Consider the following 26,517-nt stretch of genomic DNA (forward strand, 5'->3'; position numbering starts at 1 on the left):
TGATTTGAAATGGTGAAAGGAACAACATCCATGGGTGGTTTTACAAAGAAAAAAGTTCACATTCGTTGCAGACGATGCGGCAAGAACTCTCTTCACAAACGACACCATCAATGCGCTAGTTGTGGATTCCCAGAGGCCAAACGAAGAAAATATTCTTGGATTAAATGGTACGCATAAATGCAAGAAATTGCTCTTATTCTTAGTTCCTTAGCTGGAGGTGTGGCTACTGCTGCTGCTATTCGAAGAGCTCCCAAAAACAAAAACCAATTACTCAGCCTAGGTGCCAGCTCTCAGATAAGATCTCAGATAAATTCTTTAAAAATTGAAAAAGACATTCTTACAAAAACAATCTCTAGATTATATCAGACAGATTCAGAATTTTCAAAAATTCAAAAAGATAAACTGCTATTAAAATACCAGCACCAACTTGGAGTCATTTTGGCCAAATTAGAAAAACTTGAGGCCGCAAGCAAACATCCAGATTTGGGTCCAGTAGGTGATGGCTTGATAACTTTGATGGATCAAAAACTCTCCAGTCTGGACGATAGACTGTATGAGTTGTCCTCAAAAATAACAAGTGCAAAAATAGATTCGGTAACATCTACACAAAAACCAAGTGAAGAAACCCAAAAACAATCAGAGCCAAAACAAAAGTTCTCACAATCCATCAAAGAGACATTTACATTTGAAAAAGCAGACAATAAGGACAACATAGCAGATTCTGCTAAAACTAATCCCTTTGCAGAAACCACAAAACAATCATCATCATTATCACCAAAACCTAGACAATCATTTGAATTCACAACACTAACAAATGTTTCAAAAACACAACCCAAAGAATCCCTATTTGAAGAAATTCAACCTAAAAAAGAAATTGTAAAGAAAAACCTAGAACAAGAAACTATCAAAGAAGTACCATCACCATCTCATACAGAATCCATTAAGAAAACAACCTTACAGGAAAGTATTGGATCTGAAATTACCCCTGCTAAAGAAGAACCAAAAACTGGTTCTCAAATCAATTTGAAGACAGAGCAACCATCCAAACTTGAACCACAACCAGATCTAAGAAAGCAAGTTGCAAAAATTACAGAACACAAGGCACTTCCAGAACCAAAACCGCAAGAAAAACCAAAAACCAAACCTCTTGATGCTCATGATGATGAGTTTTATGATGATACAGATGATTTGGAAAAAATAAAGGGAGACATCATGAGAGTTCTTTCAAAACTAGACCAAGCCGAGGTAGAATAATTGTCCTACGATGATGCCATTTCGGCATTATCAAACGATGCTTTGAGATTAGTTAAAGATGGTAGTGTGATTGGATTGGGTAGTGGAAGAGCTGCAACTGCACTTGTGAAATCTCTGTCAACTCTGATCACCCTAAAAAAATATGAAATCAAAGCAGTTCCTACCTCCTTGCAAATTAAACTAGTTGCAGAAGATCTTGGAATATCTTTGGTAGAATCTGATCAGGTAAAACAGATTGATGTTGTTTTTGATGGGGCTGATCAGATTGATCCCCAAAAATATGTCATTAAAGGTGGAGGTGGTGCCCTGTTACGAGAAAACATTTTGTTCAGTCTAGCCAAAAAGGTGGTTGTTATGGCCGACAAGACAAAGTTTGTCAAAAATTTTACCAGAACAGTTCCAGTAGAGATTCATCCGTTAGCAAGAAGTTCTGTTACAAGATCAATCGCTAATCTAGATGGGAAAGCACATCTGCGTACCCTGGATAGGGGCTATCCCTTCTTTACTGAAAATGGAAACATAATCTTGGATTGTGATTTTGGGACAATAAAGAATCCCAAGGCTTTAACTCAAAAAATTAAACAAATCCCTGGAGTCTTAGAATCTGGAATATTTCTGAGAAAACCAGACATTATCTATAGGGCAAAAACAAACGGCAAATTTGATATTCTCTAGTCTCATTCTTTCTTAATTACAAATTATCTCTGATTCTATGCAAAATTCTAACAAGAAACAACTTGTCAGTCTAATGTTGATCATTTACAGGGTTTTCATGCCTGATGGAATTCATAAAATCATGATTTTTCAACATCAGATTTATCATTTCTTGACGAAGAACTTGGTCATTCATTATTGAATTTGCCATTGGTTCCATAAGTTGTTGAGCTATTGCGGCCAGATGAGATGGATTCTCTAACATCCTTTCGTTGATTTGTTTACTTGTGGATGTGTTTACCCATAACTGATGTATCAAAATCATCATTTTATCTGAATTGGTGCTATCATGGGAAAAGTCATACTTTTGTTTTATATCGTGGTCTGCACACCAATCACATCCGTGATTATTACCAATAGGATGGTGTACAGATATCATCCATCTGTCATTTTGTTTTAAGGCATCCTCCATTTCTGAATGATTCTTCATTATGGTGACTAGATCTTCTCGAAGTATTGGATCACTTGTCATTGGTCCTAACATATTTCTTAAAAGTGTAGGATTTTCTTTCATATTGACGTTCCAAGTTTCTAATGTTTCTGTTAAAACGGCTGGATTTTTAATCATCATCTCATGCCAGTGATGTGCTAGTTTTTGCTCATTCAATATTTTATCAATTATCTGATTAATCATTCCTGGATGATTATCCAATAACATGAAATCAAACTTGCCATAACCTCGTTCAATTAATTTGAAATACGTGGATACACTCACACATGCTGGAAATCCATTATCTTTTTGCAATAGCAAATATCCTTCATTGCAACTTAACATATCTGGATCTGCAAATTTTTTCCATTGCTGCAATGGAGGCAAATCCTTTTGAGCAAAACTAGACTCGTAAAAAATTCCAAATGACAACATGCCCAAGATAACAGCAAGCATGCAAAGAGAACTGTATTTCACCAATTGCCATTTTGAATCTAATTCATAAAAATTATTCTAAATCTAGTTGATACTTCTTGTTACCAGTTTGCCGTGACCTAATTTACCAACCACTTCAAAGTCTTCTGCAACCAACTTGCCTCTAACAATAGTCTTGACAGGCCATCCTTTTAGGTTTCTTCCCTCATATACGATATAATCTGAGAATCCTCCAAACAAATCTGAAGTTACTTTTTTCTCTTTTTTCAAGTCAATCATGGTAATGTCTGCATCTGAATTTGGCTCCAATGATCCTTTTTGTGGGTACATACCAAAAATTCTTGCTGCATTATAGCTTGTAAATTTCACTAACTGTTCTAGACTTATTTTGTTTTGATTTATTCCATCATTTAGTAATATTGGCATTACTGTTCCAATTCCTGGAAATCCTGCCAGTGCTCCCCACACATCTTCTCCTCCAAGTTTTAGTTTGAGTTGATTTGCAACATGATCTGTTCCAATTGTATCAATTCTATTGCCTGCTAGTGCCTGCCAGACTGCCTTGGTATCTTGTTCTGTTCTTATTGGAGGCATAACTTTGGCAAGATAGCCCTGTTGTTTTTCATATGATAATGTAAGATAATGAGGGCAAGTCTCAACAAAAATTTTTGTACCCAGTTTACGTTCCTCCTCAATTTGCTTTAGGGCCAGCTCTGAACCAATATGTACAAAATAGATGACACAGTCATAGTCTCTTCCAAACTTTGAAACCGTTTTGATTGCCTTTACTTCGTATTCAGGTGACCTGCTTTCAGACCATGCAGACAACCCATCTTTTTTCTTCTCTTTTGCAGTTTTAATTCCGCAACCACAGGACTCATAATCTTCTGCATGAACCAATACGGGACATTTCAATGACGCAGCAGTTTTCACGGTCTGCTCTACAATTTCATTGGTTACATTTACTTTGGCTGAAACAAGGTCTGATGAATTTGGTGGCATGTCCATATACACATGTCCTACCTCTCCTCCAAGATTCATGTAAATTTTAAAAGATGTGATTTTGTTTTTTACGCAAAGATTCATTTCGCTGATTTGTTCAGGAGTGAAAATTGATGCGTGAATGGTATAATCCACATAGTGATTTTGTGATGCAGCATCAAGTTGTGGCTGCAACGACTCTGAAAATTTTTCTCCAAGACGTAGCATTCTCATCATGGTTGTAATTCCGCCAATTGCTGCAGCATGAGACTCTGTCTTTGCTGCTTGGTTTATTGGAGAATATACCCCATAATGTACATGGGTGTCAATTGCTCCAGGAATTGAAACCAAACCATTTCCGTTTATTTTGTGGTCACATGCTGGCATATCATTTGTAAACTTGACGATTTTTCCATCATCGATTACGATATTTTTGTCGATTAATCCACTTGGAAGAATGATATGTGAATCTGTAATTATGGTATCAAAAGTCATCTAAACGATTTTTGTTTTCCAGTCTATTATTCGTTGAGAAAATGAATAAAAACACTGTCTTTTGAGTTATCTCGGGGCCGGTGGTTTAGGGGTATAATGCCTCGTTCGCAACGAGGATGTCGAGGGTTCAATTCTCTCCCGGTCCACCATTTTCAAAGAAATTTTCTCCAGAAACTATTATACATAAATAAAAAATACTCTCATCATGGAAGTTTTTGACGGCAAAAAAGCTGCGCAAGAATACATGTCAAAACATACTCTGGCATTCTCTACACCTGAGCTTACTTTGATGAGGTTTGCATTTTGGTTAGGTGATTCTGTGCCTGATCCAAAAAATGAAGGGAAAGGAATTCCAAGAATGATGACATTTTTGACAGAACAAGATTTTGAACCTGTTCTAATTGACGATGAAAAATATGAACCATCAGGAGCAGTACGTAGTTCTGCAGTTACTGGTAATGCATACACTGAACAGAAGACAGATGGCAAGTTTTGTTCTGAATGTGGAACAAGTCTTTCTGCAACGGCAAAATTCTGTCCTGAATGCGGAACCACTCAAGAATAATTTTTCTTGATTTAATTTTTAATTTTATAGTTTAGAACCGCACTTTGTGCAAAACTTTGCATTTGGTCTAAGTTCGGCACCACATGTTGGACAACCGTTTCCTCCAGCTTGATTTGGATTTTGTGTCATGGTTCTTCTTGGCATCAATGCAGGATCCGGTGTAGGCAATGTACCTACTTCACCAAATGCTTCTTGTGCAGAAACAATTCCTGGAGGAGAACCACCCACGGGATTTTGTGCAGTGCCAGATCTTGGTGGTTGTTGCATTCCTGCCATGCCTCCTGCCATCATTCCAGGGTTTCCCATTCCAGGCATTAATCCTGGTGACTGTGTATTTCCAGTTCCTGAAGCCATGGATTTTCTCATTTCGAAAATAACTTTGATTGCAAGAAATTCTAATGCAGAATATGCTACAACATAGTCACCCAATTTTTGGAAGAATTCCTTATCGCTGAGCTGTCCTTGCTTGTACATATTGTTGGTATCTAAAAATGATTCATAGTATCCCTGAGATTCATCAAACAAACTTTGTAGTTTGTCAAATAACATGTTTAGTGTATCGACTTCACCAAATGACATAGAACCACTTCATTTTTGGAATATTAATTACTTTAGGATCTTGTTTTGCTTTATGCAGCCTGTTTTTATTCTAATTATGTTCGTTATTTGAAAAATAGTATGTCTATTTTATACAAAAGAAAGAAAGGAAAGAGAGGTGGTTACTCTACTGTGACTGATCCAATCATCCATGGATGAAGCATACAATAGTAATCATATTCTCCTGGTACTTCGAAGGTATGTTCGAATGTTGCACCGCCGGACATAAAGTCACTATCAAATCCATTTCCGCCTGGATAATCAAGGCCTATTGAGTCTGAATCAGGCCAACCTGCAGTTACAGTATGTGGTATTGAACCATCTGAATTAATCCAAGTCACTGTTGTTCCTACTGATACTGTTAGCTGCGTTGGTGTGTAACATGCATCATGTTCTTCACATCCTGTAACTCCTGCACCTACAGGCATATCAACAGTATTTGGTGGTAATTCTTTTGCCACCTTTTCTTCTTCTATTGATTCAAGTTCTGCAAGTGTTGCTTCGGCCTCTTTAACTATTTCATGAATTTTGTCTAATACATGACTTGTTGAATCACTACCTGATTCGTAGATGTTTAGTTGAATGGTGATATCTTCTATAAGATCAGATGTGATGTATAGTCCAACAAAACCATCATGAACTTCCTTGATTCCAACTATAGCTTCTTCAGCTGAGATCTTATCTATCTCAAACTTGTGGATTATCTCATCTAATGCCCCTTGGTATTCAGGGTTGACATTTTGTGGTTCAGCAGTTAGATGCACTGCTTCAATTGATTCTTCCACACTGAGCTTACCCTACTTGTATAGGTTGATTTTCTCACCTACTCCATCAATGATATCAGTTGTTATTTTGGCATCCGCGTATTGATTGTAAATATCTGTGATGCCGTTCATTGTTTCTTCAGCTGAGATCTTATCTATCTCAAACTTGTGAATGAACACATCTAATTGCTCTGGGAATTCTTCATCAACATTATGTGCTGAAACTGACATTTTTTTTGTTTCGGATTCAACTTGGTAACTGCCTGCTTGTTCTGCAGGACCCAACCTAAATGATGACGCCCAGTTTTTTTGATATGCTTCTTTTCCACCTGGGTATTCAGAACATAATATCAATCCGCATATGTTGGTATTAGAGCCATACTGTGAAACTTTGACCCCGCTTGATTTGAGGGCCTCAGCTTCAGGACTTTGAGAAATACCTAATGCTCCAACAACCATGATTGCTGCCATGAATACTACCAGACTTGTTTTTGTCATGCACGATCATAAAATAAATTTGATTTAAAGGAATCAGCGATTACATCAGGTTATTCTAGAATCTTAGAATAACTATGAAATTATCATTATTTTTGCATCAAGAAAAATCAAAAATAAGAAAAATATTTTTTTTTGAATTTATGCTAGTGCTCTGTCAATCATGTTTTTGTATGATTCTTTAGAAGCTGCCCCTACTTGCTGACTAACTATTTCACCTTTGTTTAGTAAGATTAAGGTTGGAATACTAAACACATTGTATTTTGATGCCAATTCATTGGCCTCATCAACATTAACTTTGACAAATTTTACTTTGCCTTCATAGTCGCTAGCTAGTTCCTCAACTACAGGACCTACCATTCTACATGGACCACACCATTCGGCCCAAAAGTCTACAAATACAGGAATATCAGAACTGATGACATCTGTTTCCCATGTTTTTGCATCTGAAACTTGTGTAATTCCCATTGTATTAATGATTCATCTATCATCCCTAAAAACGTTCACCAGAATTTACACCATATTTTTTGTAGGATGATTGGTTTTGATATATACTTAAATGACGTTTTGATAAAAATCAGGTATGAGTTCAGAACTTAGAATTAAAAAATTAAGAGGCTCCGGCGGCTATGTGATGGCCAAAATTAACGACGACCAACAAATGAAAGGCAATCTTGGTGGACCGGACCTGTTTTTAGCACCTATAGGAAGATTAGATGCTGATAAAATTTCTAAACATTTTTGCAATACTTGTGAGAAAGAGTTTGAAGGATCTCCCAAGATTGAATTTGAAAATCCAAATGAGGAAGTTGCAGAAAATCTAATTCTTGCAGAAAGAGGACAATATCTTTGTACTTCTTGTAATTCTGCTATTGCAGAATACAGAGAATTTAAGAAACAAGATGAGGCAGGCGATGTCGGACAAGCAAAACCTCTTGATGCACAAGTTGCATCACCTCCACCTCAAGAAGTTGCACCACCAGCAGCTGCAACAACAACAGCTCAAGATTTTACAACTGCACCACCTCCACCTCAAGAAGTTGCACCACCAGCATCTACAGCAGCGCAAGAAACCCCACAACCTACAACACAACCTGGTCCTGCTGATTATGTTAGCTCAATTGAGGGAAGAGCAGTATATGATGAAAATGCAAACAAAATTGGCATTGCAAAACAAGTTGGAATTGACTCTACTCAGTCAATGGTCTTAGTACTTACAAAAAATGATGATACAGAAGGTAGTGTTCCTTGGACCAGCATAAAAAAAATTGGAGAAATAATCCTTCTTGGTAATCCTGAATCAACTCCACAACCTACAGCAACACAACCAGGACAATGTCCTCAATGTGGATTTGTAAATAATCCTGGCTCTAAATTCTGTGAAGAATGCGGAACCAAGTTGTAATGACAAATTAGAAAAATTAATGACATTCAGGCGATAACATTTGGGAAAAAAGTCTAGGGGAATAATTAAGGACGCAGCTATCGTCGGAACTGGTATCTCAGTAATTGTAATAGTACTGATATTGGCATTTGGAGCCCCAAACCCGTTTTATGTGGTTGCAAGTGGAAGTATGGTTCCAGTTTTAGAAAAAGACGATATTATAGTAGTTCAAAGACATGCTCCTTTCGCAGAAGTTGAAATAGGTGATATTATTGTATTTGATAGGCCTTCTGATCATAATCGAGTAATTGTACATAGAGTGGCATCCATCCTTGATGAGGACCCAAAAACTGTTAGGACAAAGGGAGATGCAAATTCCGCATCCATTCCTGGAACTGACTTTCCAATTACTAAAGATGAATACATTGGAACAGTTCAATATATTATTCCTCAGGTGGGCTATTTGACCAATTTACTAAAACCTCCAATCAACTATATCATAATAGCAGTGGTGATTGGTATTATGGCTATCAAACACTTTACAAAGAATAAACCTGATGAGGAATTTTCTTTCCTAAACAAAACAAAATCAGATGATGATGGCAGTAACAGCAATGAAAGCACTATCCATGATTCACTTGATCTTGACAAATTAAAAAAAGACTCTGAGTACACTGATAGTCCAGACACGCCTGAAGATCAAGAAAAATCTGAGTCAAAGTCTGAGGAATCGCTTGATTCAGACAAGGAAAAAACTGACAAAAATAAAGACAAACCAAAAGATCAGCAGTAAGGTTCAGGCAAACAGGTTCACATTATGTCACTTCGAGACAATAGATCGTCCTGCTTGCTTGTCGTATAAAGTAGGTGAAAATTACTAAAAAAGACTCCTGATAATTTGTTAGTCTCAGGAATAGTACTGTTTATCAACTACCCAAAATTCTCCATCTTTATTTTTTGTAATTAATGATTTTGAGGATATCTGCGTGTATTGGCTTGTAACTTTCTACATTACAGAGTCTTTTGTTTTGAAAACACGATTAAAGTACTCAGATGACTCTTTTGGTTCTTCAATATCGTTTGTTATTCCTGCTAGGTTTTTTGCAAGGTTCTTTTTGTAACCTACTTGCATCTGTCTTTGAATTTGGATTCTCTGTGCTTGTGGTGATCCTGCTCCATGCATTGACTCGGTAAGATAGCCTACTGCGTTTCTTCCTAGTGTCATATTTTCAATTAATCTGAGAATTCTCATTCTGTTTTCTACGTCTGCTCCTTTTCTTCCTGCAAGGTATTTCTTTAGTAGTGGGCCTGCCTCTGGATGTCTGAAATCTTTTTCAGATGGAAGTGTAACTACTAGGCCTCCTGCAATATCTTGTGCAAGTCTGCTAATCTCATAGGGGAATCTTGTAACATTGTGTTTGCATACTTGAGCCAACATGTCATCATTGAGATAAACACCTGACTTCATCTTTTGTCCTTGGTGTGATGAGGCAATTCCTGCTGCAAATATTGTCTCATTAAGATGGGTCATCTCAATTATCTTGTCTTTGATGTGAGATACCTTTGGAACTCCGTTGTAATCTGCAATTGTTGCAGCAGCTCCGATTAAGACATCGCCTAATCCTGTTTTACAAACATAACTACGTCTGTGATAACAAGTAAATCTTTCAACTAACATTGAGGCAAACTCGTACTCTCCATGCATGAAGATCTTATCCCATGGAATAAACACTCTATCTAATATTATCAGGGCCTCTTGACCACCAAACTTCGCATTTCCTTCATCGATTGTTCCTTCTTCCATACTTCTTGTGTCACAAGATTGTCTTCCGTAGATGTATGTGACACCTTTTGCATCTGCAGGAATTGCACCTACAACTGCCCAGTCTTTGTCGTTTTCTGTTAATCGTATTGTTGGCATTAAGATAATCCAATGTGAATTGATACAACCTGTCTGGTGTGCTTTGGCGCCAGAGACATAGACTCCTCTGTCATCTGTTTCAACAATTCTGGTAAACAAGTCCGGATCCTCTTGTTCTGAAGGTCCTTTGCTTCTATCTCCTTTTGGATCAGTCATTGCACCTCCAATCACTAGATTCTCTCTTTGAACCATTTTTACAAATTCTAAAAATCTCTCATGGTATTTTGTTCCATGTTTTTCATCAATCTCAAAAGTAGTAGAGTGTAATGCATTCATTGCATCCATTCCGACACATCTCTGGAAACAAGTTCCGGTATTTTGTCCTAGTTTTCTTTGCATCTTATTTTGTAAAACTAAATCTTCTGCACTCTCTGCAATATGCAAAAATCGATTAACTTTCAATCCTGTAATAGATGAATCAGCTGAAGCCAATTCTTGTTCACGTACTGCAAGGTCATAAGTTTCAGCAACTGCGTTAATTGATGGTCTGATAATTGGATGGTCAACTGGTTCTTTTACCAATTCACCAAACAAGTAGACCTTCAGATCTCTTCCTCTTAGGCTTTCAATATAGTCGTCGCCTGTTCTGATAGTCTTTAGCACATTAGCCATGTAATATGGTACGCGTTGATGTTGTATAAATATTAATTATCTCAAAGCGAACATTTGGGAATAAAATATGCTTAGAGTCCTATACGAACGTCCAATATGCGACAACCCTTGCCCTTTTCCATGACTAGAACTGGGTTCATATCTAGTTCTTTGATATCCTTGAAATCTGAAACCAGTTGGGACAAGCGTTGAATGCATTCAGATAGTTTGGCAATATCTGAGGGTTTTTCTCCTCTTACTCCTTGCAACAGTTTTTGAGTTTTAATTGATGCAATCATATCATCAGCTTCTTTATCAGTTACAGGGGCCAGCTTGAATGTAACATCCTTTAGAACTTCGACATAGATTCCTCCCATTCCTAACATGATTACCGGACCAAATCCTGGCTCCAACTTTGAACCAATGATTAGCTCTTTTCCTCCCTTAACCATCTCTACAATCAACACTCCTTTGATCTCGGCTTTCTTGTCGTACTTTTTGGCATTTTTGATGATTGTTTTGAATGCACCTTCGACTTCTTTATCGTTAGTTAGATTTACCTTGACTCCGCCTGCATCTGATTTGTGAATTATCTGTGGCGATGCAATCTTCATTACAACTGGATAACCAATTTTATTTGCAATCTTTACTGCTTCTTCTTCAGTTGTAGCAAGTGCGCTTGTTGGAAGTGGCAATCCGTAGGCCTTTAGAACTTCTTGTCCTTCTTCTTCTAAAAGATTTGGTCTTCCTTCTTTTTTGACTTTGTCAAAGATCTTCTTTGCCTTTGCTTTGTTTACTTTGAATTTTGGGATCTTACCTTCATCGCTATTTACCCAAATTGCAAAATTTTTCATTGCCGCCAAAGTTCTAATTGCTCCTTCAGCGTATGTGTAATAGGGAACATCTCCTTTGGAGAGGATTTCCCTGTTAGTAATTCCCTCATCCAATCCCATTAAACTTGCAAGCATTGTCTTTTTGTATTTCTTGGACATCTCAACAATTACTTCTGCAAGTTTGTCATAATTGAGAGTTCCAGAAGGAGTACACATGGTAATGACTGATCCTACTTTTGGATGTTTTAGTACACGATCCAATACATTGTTGAATCGATTAAAATCTGCATCACCTACAATGTCCACTGGATTTCTAGAGCTGCCCCAAGGAGGAATTACCTCATCTATCTTTGGACGAATACTGTCAATTTTGGCCATCCTTATTCCGAATTTAGAACATGCGTCAGTGGAAATTATTGCAGGCCCACCTGCATTTGAAACAATAACTAAACCACCTGCTGTTGGGAGTGGTTGTTTTGAAAAAGCAGTTGCATAATCAAATAATTCTTCCATGGTGTCTACTCTTATTGCACCTGACTGTTTGAGTAACGCATCATAAATTTCATCAGAGCCCATCAAAGCTCCGGTGTGGGACATCGCAGCTTTGGCACCCTCTGGACTACGACCAGACTTTAGAACCAATACGGGTTTTTTGAGTTTCTTTGTGATGTTTTTACAGACCTTGAGGAATTCCTGGCCGTCTCCCATATCCTCAAGATACATTACGATAACCTCTGTTTGCTTATGCTTAGCTAAGATCTTCAATACATCAACTTCGCTCATTGCAGCTTTGTTTCCCAAACTAACAACTGCAGAGAAACCGATTCCTTGAGCACTTGCATCCTCTACAAGTGCAGCACAAATTGCTCCACTTTGTGAAACCAGTGCAATTTTCCCTGTTTTTGGTGTGACCTTGAGGAATGTTGAATTCATCATTGTCTTTGGATCAAGATTCATGACTCCAAGACAGTTAGGTCCTATAATCTGGATGTTGTATTTTTTAGCGATATCTTTAATCTCCTGTTCTCTCTTTGCACCTTCCTCGTCGACTTCTTTGAATCCTGCTGTGATGATGATTACTCCTTTGACTTTCTTCTTGCCACATTCTTCTAGGACTGGTGCAACCAGGGTATTTTTTATGACAATAACTGCTAGATCAATTGATTTTGGAACGTCAAGAACGCTCTTGTATGCTTTTTTGTAAAATACCTTATCTCTTGATGGACTGATTGGATATACCGTTCCGGTAAATCCATTCATAATGTTTGATGTGATGGTAGCTCCGACGCTTCCTCTTTTGTCAGATGCTCCTATTACTGCAATTGATTTTGGTGATAAAAATACAGATTCTGCCATGTTAAATTGAATCCAAGTGATTGTGTAATAAAGTTATTCCTGAGAGAAATTTTGAATTTAGGAAGTACTTAACTTCCCAACATCTTTCCTGCCAGGTTATCTTTCCTTGGAACCCAGACTATTGAGATGTTTGAAAACTTGCCAATTATTTCCCATGCTTGTCTTGCAAGATCTCGTAATTGCTCATTGTTGATTGCAAACTCATGATTTAACTGATTGACAGTATTTTTTGAATCGCTGTAAATTGTAACCTCGTCATTAGACCCTACGTACTTCTTTAATGCCAAAATAATTGCCATGTATTCGGCTTGATTGTTTGTAATGTCTGTTTTTCTCTCATAAAATGACTCTCCTGTCTCTTTTACAAAGTAGCCATATCCTGAGTTGGTTCCCCCCGATCCATCAACATAAACACTAACCTTCATTTTTGTACAACCTTGACATCTTTACACTTTGATTTACAGATATCTGAGGATTGCTGTCGATATACCTTGTGATACAATTGATGCTATGCAAGAGTCACATCCTAGAATTAAAAAACAGTGTTGCAGGTCATTTTTTTGATTCTGTGCCAGCTTTGACTAGTTTTAATCAAGTGTGATCTTGAGGAAAATCAGCAGTCCTACCAGTTCGGCAATCCCAACACCCAGCATGTACGGGAATATGTCGTGTGAGAAAATTTCCTCCATCGAGAAGTAAGCCATTGCGCCAATGACATTGTGCAGAAACAACATGGCTGCCACCACAATCATTCCCAGTGGAAGCTGTGCCTTGGTATTGATGTACATCCTTCCAAACATGGCAACTAGAATTCCAAGTATTCCCATGTTTGCAATTGACACAATAGAGAGTACCAAAGACGTTGGTTCCATTTAGTCAAAAATTCTGATGAGCGCTTATGTACTTTTGTCCAATTCCCTTACAGAAAAATCAAGGAAAATCCAATACCGTATTTTGAATTCTAATTTGCCCTATCTTCTTTTTTTGTTGTTGGTGTGCCTATCAAAGGGGTAAAAAGTATAAAAAACATAATCAACCAAAACCCTTTGAATAGAAATTGATGCTAAACTATGATGCTCCTCTATACCGCCCTCCATCTGAGGCACGATCACTAATTTTCCAAGTTACACTGGGATGCTCCTTTAACGAATGTTCTTTTTGTGACATGTATCGCTCCAAGGATTATTCTGAAAGATCTTGGGAGGAGATAAAAGGTGAGATTGACATGATGGCAAATTATCTTCCAGATACCAGAAGAGTCTTTCTTGCAGACGGTGATGCATTGAACATTGATTCAGAATTTATGATTAAAATTGTAAAATACATTCGAGAGAAATTTGCAAACATTGAGAGAATTTCTTGTTATGCAATGCCAATGAATATTCTCAAAAAGACAGACGAGGAGCTCAAGAAAATGCGTGAAGCAGGACTAGACATGTTTTATCTGGGAATTGAAAGTGGTTCTGATATTGTTCTAAAAAAAGTAACAAAAGGAGCAATAGCCAAAACCATAATCAAGTCAGTAAACAAGGCAAAAAATGCAGGATACATTATGTCATGCATGGTTATTTTGGGTCTTGGTGGAAGAACTTACTCCAAAGAACACATTCGTGGAACGGCCGAAGTAATCAGTGCTTGTTCTCCTGACTATGTTGGAGCATTAACGCTTTACCTTGAAAATGGAATAAAGCAAGAGTTTCTTGACAAATTTGGAGAGCCATTTATCAGAATCAATGATGATGAATCTCTAGAGGAACTCTATGGTCTTATAGATCAAATTGAAACTAACGAAGAGAACCCAATTGTCTTTCGTGCAAACCATGGTTCAAACGCCTACACTATAAAGGGAACATTCCCACAAGACAAACAAGCAATGCTTGAGAAGATACAATGGATGAAACAACATCCAGAGATAATGCGTCCACAGGGACTACGTGGATTCTAAACCTGATTTCTCTGGTCTAGGTATACTACTTTGAAGATCTTAACTAGATAATCTCCATCAAAAATCTTCGTTGATTGGCCTTCGCTATCTGAATTTAAAACCCTGAACTTGTATTGGTATTGGTTATTTTCATTTACACTTGTTTGTGCAAAATGAACTGCCTCTCCATCTTTGAAAATCTGAATTATCACTGGGTGTCCTTGTACTGGATTTTCAATCTTGCCTTCGACAAATCCCCAAGGTAGTGTGTTATATGAAGAAGCATGGAAAAATACAGTTGTTTTTTCTAGCCCTGTTGTGGCATCCAAAGGCATAATCTCCGTTTGTGCATCATGATTGTGCTGTTCCTCTACTAGAATGGTGCCGGGATGTGGGTGTGCAAATGCCGAACTTTCTGAAAAAGAAAACATCATTATTGCCATTATCATAAATGATAGACTTAACTGCATAACTCGGTTGTTATTCATATGATTACTTTGTTTATGAGTACTTTAAGAATTCTTTGTATTGCTCTAAAAAATAGCTATCTGTATGGATGCCATTTTTTGTATTATGCTATAACTTTTGGCATAACCCTAAAACAAAGTTGTATCATATGTGATGAATCAGAGGTCTGATTTTACTTATTATTTTTCTCATCTTATTCTCTATGTCTTCAGCAGGTTTGCTTTCGATCTCTTTTAGCAAACCTACAAAGTCAGACAGAATTTCTTTTTTTGTAGATTTTTTCATTTGGTTTTGATAAGAAAATTCCACTATTAAGACAAGAGGAATTTGAATAAAACTGGACTATGGGCAATCGGTTGACCTTGAACAATCTTAAGTCAACTTACGTATTGTGAAATATTGTGAAAGCATGGGCTAAATCTCAAGTTAAATATTTCAAAAATGGTGTTTTTTTAAAAACAGAATATCCTACCTTTGAATTGCGATTTTTACAGATGTCTTTTTGAATTAAAGATTCTCAATTGTTGATTTTAGGTTCTCGGGTAGATCTGGCAGCTCTGTATGGCTTTCGTTATTTTGAAGTATTTCTGGGCCTATCCTTCTTACTCTCTGGGTTCCAATCAGGGTGTCAATGTTTCTCTGGATGTCTTTTTCAGATAGCACTGTTTTTAATTTCTCAATTAGTGTTTCCTCATTTTCGTATTTTTTGATGGCATGCTGGACCAGTATTGTCTTTTCTTCAGATGAGAACTCTACCATATCATTTCCTGAAATTTTATGGCTAATAATCTTTGGCGGATGCGTGGATAGTTAAAATACTATGAAATACAAATTGAATCTACTTGGTAAGCAAATTACAACTGATATCAAATGTGTTGACCATAAGACGGTATGCTTTGATTACAATTATCAGTGCTCTTGGATTGGGGATCATTTACTACTATCTGACAATGTCTATGCTGCCAACTCACTTTGATGTTGCAGTTGAATTGTCTCCTTCCTTTATTGCAACCTCAATCGGATTGACCATAGTGATATCTGCCTTGGCAGGAATCAACTTTGCAATGATGGCATTTAAAATTAAGAGAATGAGGATGATGAATTCTGTAAAGTCCAATTCTTCTGCGGTTCTAGGCGGCGCCTTTGCGGCATTTACTCCTGGCTGTCCTGCATGCACTGCACCTTTGGCAGTAATCTTGGGTGCAATTGGAGGATTATCATTATTTCCAATGCAGGGATTGGAGCTGAAATTCGTTTCAGTTGGAGTTTTGATATTTTCTATTTACTGGATAGCAAGAGGCCTACAATCCAAAAGCTGCTGTAAGATAGGATAATTTCTCAAACATTCTTACTTTCTTTACAAATACATAATTATCTTAATGTTGCAGTTTGGATTGTTGGCAAGAAAGGCTCTTTTTGGTGGAAGTATTGGAATTGGAATAATTGCCATAGCCGTCGCAATTGTTATAGTTAGTAACTTTAATTTTGAAAATGAAAATACACAAAACAATACAATACAAGATAATTCAGAAGACACTTCTCCTTTGACTGCATTGATAAACTACAGAGCAATAGGGGAATCTAGACAACAAGACGGATTGGCAATAGTTGACATTAATCCTAATTCAGAAACATATGGAGACATACTACAGGATGTTCCAATAGGAGCAGGTGTACTAATGCACCATCCATTTTACAATTATGACGGTTCCAAACTCTACAACACATCTCTTGGAGGGGTTGGCCTTTACCGAATCAATCTACATGAAAATTCGATATTTGATGTAACTCTAATTGACACTGGCTCATGTGTTGTGGGAGAAGACATGTACTTTGACAAAAATGGAGAAAAATTCTACCTTACCTGTATGGGATCAGATGAGGTGATAATTTTTGATGGACAAACAGACAAACAGATAGGCAAAATCTCTATGGAAAAAGAAGAAAACTCTGAGGTTTTTGTGAGATATCCTCACGGCATTTCAGCTGATGAGAAAATAGACCGAATGATCTTCACAGAAACTGTTGCCCCATCACTTGATGATTTTGGCAGCACCGTAACCGTAGTAGAGTACAGCACCGGAGAAATCTTGTCTACTGTAGAGTTATTACAAGACAAAGACTTACCTAGCGCTCCAGTCGAAGTGCAGTTTCATCCGACACAACACGTTGCATATGTATCTGGAATGCATGACTCTACGTTATGGACGATGAGTTGGAATGATGCAACTGAATCATTTGATACTATGCTTGTAGATGATGGAAAAACACGTGGACATGCGATGCCTCTTGCCATATCCTTTGGACCAGGCGAGAATCTGTATGTTAGCTTTGCAAATCCTGGCGTTGTAAACGAGTATAGCCTAGAGGATCCCAAAAAGCCAGAACTGCTTAGAACCTTGCCTGCAGATGCCGGAGCACACCACGTACTGTTTAGTTCTGACAACCAGTACATGTTTGTTCAAAATAACTTGCTTAATCTGGATGGAATAAATTCTGGAACTATTTCTGTTGTTGACTTTCAAACAGGAGAATTGGTAGACACCATTGATGCCCTTGTTGAAAACGGGATGATGATTGAATCATTTGATCTTGTATTTCACAATTCCATTAATCAAAAGGTTACTCTGGCAGATAATAATACGTAAAACTTGCAAAATAGTCAGAGCACGTTTTTGTTATCCTCTGCTTTTTAACAAATTTTTCTTTGTTCTATGTCCTTCATCTAATTCTGTTGATTATTTTTTAATTTGATTCTGCTTTTGGCCTTTCGTTTCATTCTCAGAGGTGTATTACAACAAGGACACCTGTTTTCTTGTGTAAATAGATAAACATCACAACAGGTACATCTTCGTGATCCTTCAAAGTATCGTTTCTTCTCGGCTCTGTATCTCTCACAAATTCCTCTGCAGCCCATAAAATAGTATATGTTAAAAAATCTAATAACTATGATCTGTGTTTTATCATTTTAGAATGACAATCTAAATTTATGGAATCTATGATTAATTTTCTCATTTCTTGCAGATTCTTTCTAGATAAAAACTAGAAAAATTCTTAACACTTATGAATTTTCTGGAACTGCAATCCAGAATGGTTTGTTCCCAGACTGAACTACATCTTTAACTTCAAATGTTGTTGTATCGATGACAAGAATTTCATTAGTTGTAGTCACTCCTACAAACACTTTGCTTCCATCTATACTAGTTCTTATTCCGTGTGGTCCTTGCCCTACATCTATTTGATTTATCAATTCTAGAGACTTTACGTCAATCACGTTCATTTTGTCAGAACCTATTCCTGACACGTAGATTCTCTTTCCGTCATTTGAGACATCTATGCCATGATGCCCTGTGCTTACGTTTATTCTCTTGACTGTCTCCTTGGTTTGCAGATCAATTACTGCAACATCACTGGTTCCAATATTTGCAGTGTAGAGGTATCGATCATCAGGTGACAAATCAAGATTGTGTGGTAATTTTCCAACTGGTATCCAATCCGTTATTTCAAGACTCTTCACATCAATCACTGTTATCTTGTCTTCACCTTGTATGGTCACATATGCAATATTTCCCATAGAATCAAAACGAATGTTGTGTGGGATTTGTCCCACTTGGATTTCTTGTATCATTTCAAATAATTTCAGATCAATCACGCCAATTGTTCCAGAAGATTCGTTTGCAACAAAGGCAATGTTTTCATCTGGATGAATTTTGATTCCTTTGGGGTCTTCTCCAACTGCGATTTTTGAAATTAGTTTTTCATGTTGCATGTCAAATGCAAAAACCGTATCAGAGCCACTGCTTGTGGCCAAAACTAGAGAGCCATCATTATTTGATGTGATATATGTCATCATAGTACCTGCGTCCAATTTTTCTTTGTCAAAGTTACCGATTTGGTCATCTCCCTGTAATGTGAAAAATATTTTTTCAGAAGGCATAGTCATACTCATCATCTTGTGGTGTGGATCATGGTCTGCTGCCCATCCTCTCTCTACTAGTTTCTCCACACTTGCTGGCTTGACACATGCAGGAATCCAACCATTTGCCTTGAATATCAGTGTCAAATGTGATTTACATTTTATGTCATGGATATCTGATATCGTTTTTGATTGTTTTAGAGGAGATTCGTTTGTATCTGCAAATGTAGTTGCAATGGTGTTTGCAAGCAGAAGTGTCATAATTGTAAAAAGAATGAGTCTCATTGCTATTGAAAATAAACTGATTATGATTTAATATTTTTTGTAATTCTATTTTTTGTGAAATAGTATTGGTATGCTACTTACATTTTCTATTTGTATGGAATTATGGGTGATAATCAAGTATGAAAAACATGTGTTCTGTATAAGAGTGAAAAAACCTGTCCAGAATCAATGGTGAGCCAATACGTTTGGATTGGAATTACAGTTGGGGTCTTTATTGCAGGAATAGGGATTGGATTTGCAGCATTACAAAACTCGTCCTCAGTTCCAATGATGATGTCATCTCAACAGATGCCAGAAATGATGTCAGATCCTGAATTCAGACAAGATATGAGAGATAGTATGGGTCAGAACAGGCAATTCATGCAGGAGGCAATGCAGGATTCAGAATACATGCAGCAAATGCACTCTATGATGATTGACGATAGGCAGCACATGCAGGGGATGATGGGTCCTATGATGAATACTATGATGGATGATTCAGAAATGCGACAGCAAATGATGAACACAATGTCACAGCATCAAACAATGATGCAATCAATGATGCAGAATCCAGAAATGATGAACATGATGATGGGTCAAAACATGAGTGGTTCGGGAATGATGGGGCAACACATGGGAATGATGACAGGTTCGGGCATGAGTCAGATGATGATTCAGGATCCAGAATTACGAGAACAGTTTGCACAACAAAAACTTGAACATCAAAGAATCATGAACGAGTTGATGTCCGCAGACATGAATGATCCTAAAGTACAGCAAATGATTAGAGATCAAGTTAATGAACATCAAAAATTCATGGATGATCTAATGAACCAAATCAACTCTCAATCAAATCCATAAAATATTGTTTCTCACATTTTTCAGTAATAGGGAAAATGGTGACTTTGTCGAATTAAAAAAATATTACAACGCAAGAAAGATGTCTTCAGAATGCTCTTTTTTGTTTTCCAACAATTTTGAAAATTCCTTTCTAAATGTATGTTTGATGAGATTGACATTTTTAATTCTGTATGATGTTCTTTGATCTTGCGCAAACTTTTCAATCACGCCATTGTTGACTAGGTCTGAAAGATTCCATGAAATGGTAGATGGGCTCTTTTGTGTTTTTGATAAAACTTCCTTAAAGCTTGCATTTCCCTTTACAATAATGAACAAAAGAATCTCTTTTTTTGTTGGTTTTCTTAGGTTTCTGATAATGTTGTATTCTTCTTCCTCAATATCTAGAGAATAGAATCGCTTGTATCTTGAATATTTCTTTGATCTGATTTTTCCATCTTTCTCAAGCTTGTCTAAATAGTGAACAATTACTCCATTTTTTAGGTCTGTTTCATTGATTATCCCCCTTACATGAATGCCTGGGTTATCTTCAATGATTTTCAAAATTGTTTTTATTCTATCCAACTGCTTCTTCTACTTGCCTATTCATATCTAAGAATTTTGTCTAAAAAGCAGATGGTCAATGATTTCCAAACAGTGTTAGACTAAACCAAATTTTTGTAATGCGAGCTATGGATTAGAAGTTTGGAATTTGAAAACAGTTGCTGCAAACTACCACATGAGTAAAAGATACGAAGTACTTATGAACATCACAAATCCAGCTTCAGTAATTGAAAATTAGACTTTTGATAATTATTGCAATCTTTACGCTGTCTTCTATCGTTATTGTGGATAATTTGGAAACCCAGTATGCTCATGCTTCATGTTCAGATGAAAAAGAAGGACCATGCTTTGGTCCCTTTGTCAAATACCGAGAAGGAATCACTGATGAAGTGTTAATGAATCATTTTTCAAATTTTGCTGATGAAAAGTTTGTAGATTATGACTATCCAAACAAATCAGAAGAGGTGAGGAATAATTTTGATGGCTTTCCTGCTATAGTTTGTTATGAAATAGTTCACAATGACACTTATCGAATTTTGATGGCCGAATGGATTGAAAACCAACGGATATCCGAAGTTATCGTTCACCATGATCCTAGACTGTGTGAGAAATCACTCAATCCATTTTATGAAGAAAATAGACCAGAAATTACTGAGGATCTTTTACCAATTCATGTGATACCTTCTCCACACAAACAATTCAAAAATGGATCTTTCTATACTGATATTTTGTGCAATGAACCAAGAATCTTGAAATTCAGAGCCGATACCTATCAACCTGTTTGCATCTTTCCTGAATCAGAAAATAAAATGATGCATCAAGATATTGTAGTCTCTTGGACAAATCCTATGCCTGAACCAAGATTCAAACATTCTGATCCAGTCAAATCTCTACCTGATGAACCCTGTTTTGATTTTTGGACTGATGAATGTCCAGATGAATATGTTCCTGCCTATTTTGTCAAAACACAAGTTGGACTCATACGAGACAAGTCAATTCCACATTTCTTCAAGGTTACAACTCCAGAACAGTGTCATGGAGTGTACGAATATGAAAAGCAGGCATATTATGAGTGGAAAAATGGAAAATGTACTGTAACTAATTGTGATGGATGCAAAAAACTATTTGAGAAATATACATTTGCCTCCCCAATTGACCAAATGAAACATGGAGTCAGCATTAAAGATATTCGTTGCAATGATGGATTGCTGTTAAATTACAAATCAAATACTTATGAACCAGTTTGTTTAACATCTGAAGAAGAATATCAATTACTGCGTGAAGGAAAAATCAAGCTTAGATTATTCATGCCTGGTACTCAAGTCGAAGTAAATCTATGTAAAATTTATGGTGGGGATATTAGATCACATTCTCTTGGTGAAGGCAAAGATGACAGGGTCTTTTGTGATAATTTAGAATTCCCTCTTCTTTGTGATATTACTGGTGGCAGTATGAGACAGGATGGCAATTGCTCCATTAATCATAAAATTGTTTATGAATAACTCGGACAATACTAGGTGAACGGTATTTTGTCTGTGAGCCAAACATTTTCTTAAAAATAGTTCTATGCTCTACAAAATTGTCCTTAAATATTCTGAATGTGAATTGAAAATATGAATAAAATCACAAAGTATTCTTTGTATGGGCTTTTTGCCTTTGGTATTGGAATAACAACATTTACTGTTGCATTCTATCAGAGTATTTTGTTTTGAGTGGATACTAACCAAATCTCATCCTCATAGGTATCTCAAACTTTCATGGAATCAAATCTAAAAAACAAAAACTTCTCTTTATTTCTCGCTAAATTTATCAAATTTTACTTTGCACTCTCTGTTGAGGTCTTTTATTATCATAAAATAAGTAAAAACAAGTATTGCAATAGATGTTATTCTTAGAGGTATTTCAAAATTTGTAAGAACTGATGTTGCTACTCCTCCTACTGCTCCAAAAATTGAGATTAATGCAATTCCTATGCCTCCGCAACATGCTCCTGCTCCGGCACCTACAATAGAACCTAACAATCCTGTTCGAAGCTTCTTAGTGCTAGCTTGCAGGAACCTTATTCTAAAAATTGACATACTAAGTACCAAACCCGTCAAAGCACATATTACAAAAATTGATAGAAAATTGAGAATCTCATATTCAGGAACATAGAACAATACATATGGTTCAAAGAACAGGTACTCTGTCACATAGATTAATGGAATAAACAGACCAGAAAAAAACAATGCAAATAATGCAAGGTATCTGAAATTTGAAAATACTACTTTGAGAGCTAGCTCATACTTTTCAAAAAAAGAAATCTTAACTCATCTCCTTTATGACTGCTTCAAAAATCATTGGAGGTTGCGGTCCTGCAATTTTTTCCATTTCTCCATTAGGACCTATAACAAAAAATGTTGGCGTTCCTACAACTCCGTGTGATAATGCAACTTTTTTGTTAAAATCTACCCTTAATGCCTGCTGATCCCAGAAAAGACAACTATCAAATTCATCAAAATTTAGGTCCAATCCTTTTGCATATTCCATTAATGCATCTGTGCTAGCCCATCCATTCTGAACTCCAGAATATTCTCTGTACAATATGCTGAGATATTCAAAATATTTTCCTTGTTCTAAGGCACAATAGGAAGCCTCTGCAGCAGAAACCGAGTCTTCACCTAACATTGGATAATCTAGTATGAAAAATTTCACAGTACCGGATTCAATTAATTTTTCATTTAAGACTTTTTTTTCATGTATTAGCCAATTTACACATTTTTCGCATTGATGATCACTAAACATAATGATAGTAAATGCCGCATCTGAATTTCCTTCAAATGGTCCTGCATTGCTTAAATCAAAACCTCCGATGATTAATTTTTCAGATTCTTTTTTAGACTCTACAGAAATTATTCCATTTGAAACAAGATACTGAATTCCATTTAGAAAGTCGGCATCCCCAATTGAACCATCAGCCCACCAACCAGCTGAATTTTTTATCCATGGAGGAATTTCTTCAGATTTTTTTTCGGTTAAAAGACTTGAATCCACAAAGATTACCTTTTCATTTACTAGATACTGAATTCCATTTAGAAAGTCGGCATCCCCAATTGAACCATCAGCCCACCAACCAGCTGAATTTTTTATCCAAGATGGCACCTCTTCTGCAAAAACACTTTGTGATGACAAAACTACCAATAATCCAAGAAAAATTACAAAATAATTCATGTTCTAAATTACTTTTTTAATAATAAAAGAGAAAATACAATTTCCATAATTGAAAACAATTCTATGAATGTACCACTTTTCCAATGATGAAAATTGCATCTTCTTCTTTTATAAGAAAAAATCATAATCAATCCAATGAAATTAACAGCCCTAGCGGTACTATTTGCTACGACAATTCTTTTGTCTGGTGCAATTTTAACATCAACATCAGTTCAATCTGTTGATGCACTCAAATCTCAAGGAGTTTCTATCTCATCATACGGTTCTAAAACTAAAGAAATGGTATGTGGTGATAGATTATGCTCTGAAATTCCTGGAGGACGAGAGGCATGGGAAGGACAACAAGCCCCAACAGATGCTGTAATTCCAAAATATGGAAAAGAACAAAAAGGAATATCCTCATCTCCTGAATCAGTTCCTGATAAACGAATTCATGGAGAAATGTGTAATTGTTTAGATGGTTGTGCATGTGATCAAGGCGGAGCTTGTATCTGTGCAGGCAAAGCAGGATCATGCATGTGTGGACCAAACTGTGCATGTGGTGACATGAAACACGGAGCTGACGGTATGTGTTCTTCTTGTGGTACATCAGATCATAGTTCTAAAATGAAAGATCATGGAATGAAAACCATTACTGGAACAATTCAATCTGAAACTGATCCAGGTAAAGGACATGAATTCCATCAACTTGCAGTATTGTTGGCACCTTCAGAAAAAATGTACAAAGGAATGCTAACCTACTCTGCATCTGAAAACGTTCAACTAGTTGCACTTCATGGACCATTGACTGAAGACGAGGTTATGGGACAGACTATCTGGACTCCAGATGGTGAGACAAAGTTTGCACTAACACTTGTTGACCAACAAAGCAAGATGGGTTCTTGGATGTTTACGGGAAATGCATTAGCAGCTCACACATTCAATCCTGATCCATTTATTATTTCATATTCTGTTCATTATGCTAAAGTTTCTGATGGACATGGAATGCATGGTTCATGTGATTGTGCAGAAGGATGTGCATGTGATCAAGGCGGAGCTTGCATCTGTTCAGGTGAAGTTGGACCATGTATGTGCGGACCAAACTGTACATGTGGTGACATGAAACATGGTTCTAATGAAATGACATGTAACTGCTCAGAAGATGGAACCTGCTCTTGTGGTGCAGGATGTAATTGTGCTGGACCAAGTCCTGGTTCACACGGTGATAAAGGATGCTGTGGAGGTGACATGAAACACGGAGCTGACGGTATGTGTTCTTCTTGCGGTACATCAGGACATGGTTCCCACGGTATGAGTGGTCATAAAATGACAGCATATTCAGGAACAATTCAATCTGAAACTGATCCAGGTAAAGGACATGAATTCCATCAACTTGCAGTTCTGCTTCCTCCAAATTCTGACGGATACGCAGGAATGCTAACCTACTCTGCATCTGAAAACGTTCAACTAGTTGCACTTCATGGACCATTGACTGAAGACGAGGTTATGGGACAGACTATCTGGACTCCAGATGGTGAGACAAAGTTTGCACTAACACTTGTTGACCAACAAAGCAAGATGGGTTCTTGGATGTTTACGGGAAATGCATTAGCAGCTCACACATTCAATCCTGATCCATTTGCAATCACTTACTCTGTTGTTTCAATGGGTGGTGCTTCTACATCAGTACATGAGAAAATGATTCATGGAACAACATGCGATTGTGCAGAAGGATGTGCATGTGATCAAGGCGGAGCTTGCATCTGTTCAGGTGAAGTTGGACCATGTATGTGCGGACCAGACTGTAACTGTGGAGAATAGTCTCCTATCTTTTTATTTTTAACAACAAATTCATTCATTTAGTAAAAGATGACATCATGATTCTAAATGCTAACTTAGATTCAGACCTCTACTGATTCAGAACTATGAAATTATTTTTGAATAAAATCTAAACCTGTTCTAATTCTTAAAATGCTGTATGAGTTTACAGAATAAATTCTGAAAGAAAATCTTAATTTGAAAAAGTAAGTGAAACTGAATTCTCTGATATTGTAATTTTACATTCTCTTTCTAATGTTGACTGAATGATAGCCTCCAGAAATGATTTTAAGAAAATTGAGCCTTTTTTACCAAAATCATGATGAACACTAACTGTGTTTTCTCCTTCCTCTGTTAATATGTCGCACATTCCATAACCACAATGCTCAAAATACATCTTGATAAATCCGGAAACTGATTCAGATGAGAGTTTTTTCCATTTGAACAGTATGAAATCTTTTGGTTCCTTTGAACCAATAGTCTTTGCAAAATTTATGATGTTTTTTTCATCAAGTACGTTAAGTAATTCTTTGAATGATCCTTTACTCATCTCTATTATTCCAAATTTTTTCATAAATTGTCCCAAATCTACATGGTCTCCCAAGATCTGGTTTGCTAGTGTGTTTAAACTGACTCTCTTTTCTTCTGCTTCCTTTCTCAATCCTTTCTCAAATTCTTGATCAATTCTAAATGTGATTGTAGATGTCTTTTTTGCCAATCCT

30 protein-coding genes and 1 tRNA gene are annotated in these 26,517 nt (G+C 36.7%); 13 read left to right on the top strand and 18 right to left on the bottom strand.

Going from position 1 to position 26,517, the window contains the following annotated elements; genetic code table 11:
• Positions 1-9: 9 nt before the first annotated feature.
• Genes ACOQN3_RS00425 through rpiA form a run of 3 tightly spaced genes read left to right on the top strand, consistent with a single transcriptional unit; the run spans position 10 to position 1,929 of the window.
• Positions 10-177 carry a 50S ribosomal protein L37e gene (locus tag ACOQN3_RS00425; RefSeq protein ID WP_420544526.1) on the top strand — a complete coding sequence of 56 codons (168 nt, stop codon included), beginning with the start codon at positions 10-12 and terminating at the stop codon, positions 175-177.
• Complete coding sequence (locus tag ACOQN3_RS00430; protein WP_420544527.1) at positions 178-1,254, top strand: hypothetical protein; 1,077 nt, start codon at positions 178-180, stop codon at positions 1,252-1,254. It abuts the gene before it with no gap.
• Positions 1,255-1,929 (top strand): ribose-5-phosphate isomerase RpiA, encoded by a 675-nt coding sequence (gene rpiA, locus ACOQN3_RS00435; RefSeq protein WP_420544528.1) that lies wholly within the window; start codon positions 1,255-1,257, stop codon positions 1,927-1,929. It abuts the gene before it with no gap.
• Positions 1,930-1,999: 70 nt separating this feature from the next.
• On the opposite strand, the gene ACOQN3_RS00440 is transcribed toward rpiA, so the two are convergent.
• Together ACOQN3_RS00440 and ACOQN3_RS00445 are read right to left on the bottom strand one after the other, a co-directional pair.
• On the bottom strand, positions 2,000-2,875 hold the full coding sequence (locus ACOQN3_RS00440) for a hypothetical protein (protein ID WP_420544529.1): 876 nt from the start codon (positions 2,873-2,875) through the stop codon (positions 2,000-2,002).
• Positions 2,876-2,917: 42 nt separating this feature from the next.
• Entirely contained in the window at positions 2,918-4,309 is a 1,392-nt protein-coding gene (locus ACOQN3_RS00445; RefSeq protein ID WP_420544530.1) for a dihydroorotase, read from the bottom strand.
• Positions 4,310-4,383: 74 nt separating this feature from the next.
• On the opposite strand from ACOQN3_RS00445, the gene ACOQN3_RS00450 reads away from it, so the two are divergent.
• Positions 4,384-4,458: transfer RNA gene (locus ACOQN3_RS00450), tRNA-Ala, on the top strand.
• A gap of 56 nt (positions 4,459-4,514) precedes the next feature.
• Positions 4,515-4,874 (top strand): zinc ribbon domain-containing protein, encoded by a 360-nt coding sequence (locus tag ACOQN3_RS00455; protein ID WP_420544531.1) that lies wholly within the window; start codon positions 4,515-4,517, stop codon positions 4,872-4,874.
• Between the two features lie 24 nt (positions 4,875-4,898).
• Here the strand turns inward: ACOQN3_RS00455 and ACOQN3_RS00460 are convergent, their stop codons facing one another.
• The 4 genes from ACOQN3_RS00460 to trxA form a co-directional block, all read right to left on the bottom strand.
• On the bottom strand, positions 4,899-5,453 hold the full coding sequence (locus ACOQN3_RS00460; RefSeq protein WP_420544532.1) for a zinc-ribbon domain-containing protein: 555 nt from the start codon (positions 5,451-5,453) through the stop codon (positions 4,899-4,901).
• Between the two features lie 140 nt (positions 5,454-5,593).
• Positions 5,594-6,256, bottom strand: coding sequence for a cupredoxin domain-containing protein (locus tag ACOQN3_RS00465; RefSeq protein WP_420544533.1), 663 nt, complete (start codon positions 6,254-6,256; stop codon positions 5,594-5,596).
• A 12-nt stretch (positions 6,257-6,268) separates the two neighbouring features.
• Entirely contained in the window at positions 6,269-6,733 is a 465-nt protein-coding gene (locus ACOQN3_RS00470) for a hypothetical protein (RefSeq protein ID WP_420544534.1), read from the bottom strand.
• Between the two features lie 138 nt (positions 6,734-6,871).
• The gene (trxA, locus tag ACOQN3_RS00475; protein WP_420544535.1) at positions 6,872-7,198 is read right to left on the bottom strand and encodes a thioredoxin; all 327 of its coding nucleotides are present in this window, start codon (positions 7,196-7,198) and stop codon (positions 6,872-6,874) included.
• 115 nt (positions 7,199-7,313) lie between these two features.
• Between trxA and ACOQN3_RS00480 the strand changes: the two genes are divergently transcribed.
• Entirely contained in the window at positions 7,314-8,135 is an 822-nt protein-coding gene (locus ACOQN3_RS00480; protein WP_420544536.1) for a PRC-barrel domain-containing protein, read from the top strand.
• Between the two features lie 40 nt (positions 8,136-8,175).
• A complete protein-coding gene (locus ACOQN3_RS00485) occupies positions 8,176-8,907 on the top strand; it encodes a signal peptidase I (protein ID WP_420544537.1) in 732 nt (243 codons plus the stop codon).
• Between the two features lie 213 nt (positions 8,908-9,120).
• On the opposite strand, the gene ACOQN3_RS00490 is transcribed toward ACOQN3_RS00485, so the two are convergent.
• The 4 genes from ACOQN3_RS00490 to ACOQN3_RS00505 form a co-directional block, all read right to left on the bottom strand.
• On the bottom strand, positions 9,121-10,647 hold the full coding sequence (locus ACOQN3_RS00490; RefSeq protein WP_420544538.1) for a 4-hydroxyphenylacetate 3-hydroxylase family protein: 1,527 nt from the start codon (positions 10,645-10,647) through the stop codon (positions 9,121-9,123).
• Positions 10,648-10,718: 71 nt separating this feature from the next.
• Positions 10,719-12,815: a 4-hydroxybutyrate--CoA ligase gene (locus ACOQN3_RS00495; RefSeq protein ID WP_420544539.1), complete on the bottom strand. Its 2,097-nt coding sequence runs from the start codon at positions 12,813-12,815 to the stop codon at positions 10,719-10,721.
• A gap of 68 nt (positions 12,816-12,883) precedes the next feature.
• A complete protein-coding gene (locus ACOQN3_RS00500) occupies positions 12,884-13,240 on the bottom strand; it encodes a reverse transcriptase-like protein (protein WP_420544540.1) in 357 nt (118 codons plus the stop codon).
• Positions 13,241-13,402: 162 nt separating this feature from the next.
• Positions 13,403-13,687, bottom strand: a complete 285-nt coding sequence (locus tag ACOQN3_RS00505) for a hypothetical protein (RefSeq protein WP_420544541.1) — start codon at positions 13,685-13,687, stop codon at positions 13,403-13,405.
• A gap of 185 nt (positions 13,688-13,872) precedes the next feature.
• Here ACOQN3_RS00505 and ACOQN3_RS00510 point away from each other — a divergent pair, with 185 nt between their 5' ends.
• Positions 13,873-14,760 (top strand): radical SAM protein, encoded by an 888-nt coding sequence (locus tag ACOQN3_RS00510; protein WP_420544542.1) that lies wholly within the window; start codon positions 13,873-13,875, stop codon positions 14,758-14,760.
• On the opposite strand, the gene ACOQN3_RS00515 is transcribed toward ACOQN3_RS00510, so the two are convergent.
• From ACOQN3_RS00515 to ACOQN3_RS00525, 3 genes are all read right to left on the bottom strand, one after another.
• Positions 14,757-15,227: a hypothetical protein gene (locus ACOQN3_RS00515; protein ID WP_420544543.1), complete on the bottom strand. Its 471-nt coding sequence runs from the start codon at positions 15,225-15,227 to the stop codon at positions 14,757-14,759. The two genes, ACOQN3_RS00510 and ACOQN3_RS00515, sit on opposite strands and share 4 nt — an antisense overlap.
• Before the next feature lie 124 nt (positions 15,228-15,351).
• Complete coding sequence (locus tag ACOQN3_RS00520; RefSeq protein ID WP_420544544.1) at positions 15,352-15,492, bottom strand: hypothetical protein; 141 nt, start codon at positions 15,490-15,492, stop codon at positions 15,352-15,354.
• Between the two features lie 222 nt (positions 15,493-15,714).
• Entirely contained in the window at positions 15,715-15,966 is a 252-nt protein-coding gene (locus tag ACOQN3_RS00525; RefSeq protein ID WP_420544545.1) for a hypothetical protein, read from the bottom strand.
• Between the two features lie 83 nt (positions 15,967-16,049).
• Between ACOQN3_RS00525 and ACOQN3_RS00530 the strand changes: the two genes are divergently transcribed.
• Together ACOQN3_RS00530 and ACOQN3_RS00535 are read left to right on the top strand one after the other, a co-directional pair.
• On the top strand, positions 16,050-16,541 hold the full coding sequence (locus ACOQN3_RS00530) for a hypothetical protein (protein WP_420544546.1): 492 nt from the start codon (positions 16,050-16,052) through the stop codon (positions 16,539-16,541).
• A 63-nt stretch (positions 16,542-16,604) separates the two neighbouring features.
• Positions 16,605-17,855: a YncE family protein gene (locus ACOQN3_RS00535; RefSeq protein ID WP_420544547.1), complete on the top strand. Its 1,251-nt coding sequence runs from the start codon at positions 16,605-16,607 to the stop codon at positions 17,853-17,855.
• A gap of 413 nt (positions 17,856-18,268) precedes the next feature.
• On the opposite strand, the gene ACOQN3_RS00540 is transcribed toward ACOQN3_RS00535, so the two are convergent.
• Positions 18,269-19,408, bottom strand: a complete 1,140-nt coding sequence (locus ACOQN3_RS00540; RefSeq protein WP_420544548.1) for a YncE family protein — start codon at positions 19,406-19,408, stop codon at positions 18,269-18,271.
• Positions 19,409-19,579: 171 nt separating this feature from the next.
• On the opposite strand from ACOQN3_RS00540, the gene ACOQN3_RS00545 reads away from it, so the two are divergent.
• Positions 19,580-20,248, top strand: coding sequence for a hypothetical protein (locus tag ACOQN3_RS00545; protein ID WP_420544549.1), 669 nt, complete (start codon positions 19,580-19,582; stop codon positions 20,246-20,248).
• A 63-nt stretch (positions 20,249-20,311) separates the two neighbouring features.
• On the opposite strand, the gene ACOQN3_RS00550 is transcribed toward ACOQN3_RS00545, so the two are convergent.
• Positions 20,312-20,809, bottom strand: a complete 498-nt coding sequence (locus ACOQN3_RS00550) for a winged helix-turn-helix transcriptional regulator (RefSeq protein ID WP_420544550.1) — start codon at positions 20,807-20,809, stop codon at positions 20,312-20,314.
• A 206-nt stretch (positions 20,810-21,015) separates the two neighbouring features.
• Between ACOQN3_RS00550 and ACOQN3_RS00555 the strand changes: the two genes are divergently transcribed.
• Entirely contained in the window at positions 21,016-22,290 is a 1,275-nt protein-coding gene (locus ACOQN3_RS00555) for a hypothetical protein (protein ID WP_420544551.1), read from the top strand.
• A 288-nt stretch (positions 22,291-22,578) separates the two neighbouring features.
• Here ACOQN3_RS00555 and ACOQN3_RS00560 read toward each other — a convergent pair whose 3' ends face one another.
• Together ACOQN3_RS00560 and ACOQN3_RS00565 are read right to left on the bottom strand one after the other, a co-directional pair.
• Positions 22,579-22,980: a hypothetical protein gene (locus tag ACOQN3_RS00560; protein WP_420544552.1), complete on the bottom strand. Its 402-nt coding sequence runs from the start codon at positions 22,978-22,980 to the stop codon at positions 22,579-22,581.
• A gap of 112 nt (positions 22,981-23,092) precedes the next feature.
• The gene (locus ACOQN3_RS00565; RefSeq protein WP_420544553.1) at positions 23,093-23,998 is read right to left on the bottom strand and encodes a DsbA family protein; all 906 of its coding nucleotides are present in this window, start codon (positions 23,996-23,998) and stop codon (positions 23,093-23,095) included.
• A 135-nt stretch (positions 23,999-24,133) separates the two neighbouring features.
• Here ACOQN3_RS00565 and ACOQN3_RS00570 point away from each other — a divergent pair, with 135 nt between their 5' ends.
• On the top strand, positions 24,134-25,798 hold the full coding sequence (locus tag ACOQN3_RS00570) for a hypothetical protein (RefSeq protein ID WP_420544554.1): 1,665 nt from the start codon (positions 24,134-24,136) through the stop codon (positions 25,796-25,798).
• Between the two features lie 190 nt (positions 25,799-25,988).
• Here the strand turns inward: ACOQN3_RS00570 and ACOQN3_RS00575 are convergent, their stop codons facing one another.
• On the bottom strand, positions 25,989-26,513 hold the full coding sequence (locus ACOQN3_RS00575; protein ID WP_420544555.1) for a toxin-antitoxin system HicB family antitoxin: 525 nt from the start codon (positions 26,511-26,513) through the stop codon (positions 25,989-25,991).
• Positions 26,514-26,517: the final 4 nt, after the last annotated feature.

Origin of the sequence: Candidatus Nitrosopumilus sp. (assembly GCF_965223225.1) — an archaeon.
Lineage (GTDB): Archaea > Thermoproteota > Nitrososphaeria > Nitrososphaerales > Nitrosopumilaceae > Nitrosopumilus.